Origin of the sequence: Pectobacterium hainanensis (assembly GCF_046237015.1) — a bacterium.
Lineage (GTDB): Bacteria > Pseudomonadota > Gammaproteobacteria > Enterobacterales > Enterobacteriaceae > JBJYIN01.
Window position 1 is genome coordinate 1 of sequence record NZ_JBJYIN010000038.1, and the last position, 1,429, is coordinate 1,429.

Here is a 1,429-nt window from a genome sequence, read left to right on the forward strand (position 1 = left end):
GTAATGCCAGTCAGTTAAGCGACTGACTGGCAGTTTATCTACGGGCCTTACTGTATTTTTGGGGCCTTTCTTTTACTATTCGTGGGAAGGCCCTTTCCCTTCTTATCGGTAATTTCACCAGTTGTCCCTGGCTTTCAAGATCACGCATTAGTTCCGGGATGCGGCCCGGTGAAGCACCCTGTAGTGTCATCAGTATTCGCATCACCATTCCGCACGATTCTGAGAAGCTCAGCTGATTTGGCCAGTATCCTTTCAGATGTCCTGCCATTTTAATCATCTGATATCTTACAAGATTATAGGCCAGTAATACCCCCCATAACTCCTGCTCCACGAGCTCAGGTTTCTTACTTCGCAGTGTCAGCCTGCTCCGTTGCATCGTCTGCTTTATCTCACGGTAGCCCAGCTCGATTTCCCACCGGTGGCTGTACAGGTCCGCCATCTCTCCACCAGGGAAGCGCAGCGCATCCGTCATCGACGTCAGCAGATGACAGACCTTTCCTTTGCGGGTCAGCGTCAGTAGCCGTGCTGTGATTTCCTCCCCCAGATCCGGCCACTTTTTACGGGCCTGTGGACTGGTTTTCAATTTTACCAGATGATCACCTTTACCCAGCTTCCTGACCTCTTCATACTGCGCCCCCTTTTTCAGCGGGATCAGCCAGTGCCGGTGTTTCCCCGCCTGATTCCAGGCATTCAGCAGACCCAGTGCGTAATAGCCTTTATCGAGTAAAGTTAGCGTGTTATCACCTGTCTGTGCTATCAACTGTTCAGCAAGCGTATTTTCACTCTCTTTCATCGTGCCAAAGGCTGCAGCCGTGAGCAGATGGCTGGTCAGCTCCATCTGGCAGACCATTTTTACCTGTGGATAGAGTCCCGGTTTTCCGCTATGTGTCTGGCGCGGGAAGGCTGCATCATTTTCTGGTGTATCCGGCGTTCGCCAGACCACGCCATCCACGGCCAGCAGAGTCAGGCCACACCAGTGTGGATGTGGCGTTTCACTATGCCAGAGCTCTGCAGTTTGTGTGAACACACGGCGAACGGCCTCACTTCCCAGGCGCTGGCGAGCCTGAATCACGGCACTCGGGGCGACAAAGGGACGGTTACCCGGCAGCATAATATCCAGACGGTTAACAATCTGGTGAAGGGGCTCTTTACGTTCAAGCGCCATGCCGACAATGCACCAGACCATCATTTCAAGCGGGAGACGTCGCTTGCGTAGCGTGACCGTGCCGGACTCGGCGAGACAACGTGAGACGAGTTCGGGGTCGAGATAATCCCCCAGAGAAGTCAGTGGGTTATGCAAAGAGTCGCAACGGGATACCAGATCAAGAGCCTGTCCAATGTGCATAAAAAAATCCGGAAACGGGTGAGCATTTCCGGATTTTTACACAGCCACTGGATCGGTCAACCGATCCTTAACTGATCGGCATTA

At 52.9% G+C, this 1,429-nt stretch carries 1 protein-coding gene; it reads right to left on the reverse strand.

Translation table 11 applies throughout. The annotated features are described in order from the left end of the window. Positions 1-34 precede the first annotated feature (34 nt). Positions 35-1,345: an IS4 family transposase gene (locus ACKPVM_RS20400; protein WP_409311573.1), complete on the reverse strand. Its 1,311-nt coding sequence runs from the start codon at positions 1,343-1,345 to the stop codon at positions 35-37. Positions 1,346-1,429: the final 84 nt, after the last annotated feature.

What these genes read in the sequence shown, in the direction of transcription:
- ACKPVM_RS20400 (WP_409311573.1), bottom strand. Translation starts at nt 1,345, where the DNA reads ATGCACATTGGACAGGCTCTTGATCTGGTATCCCGTTGCGACTCTTTG.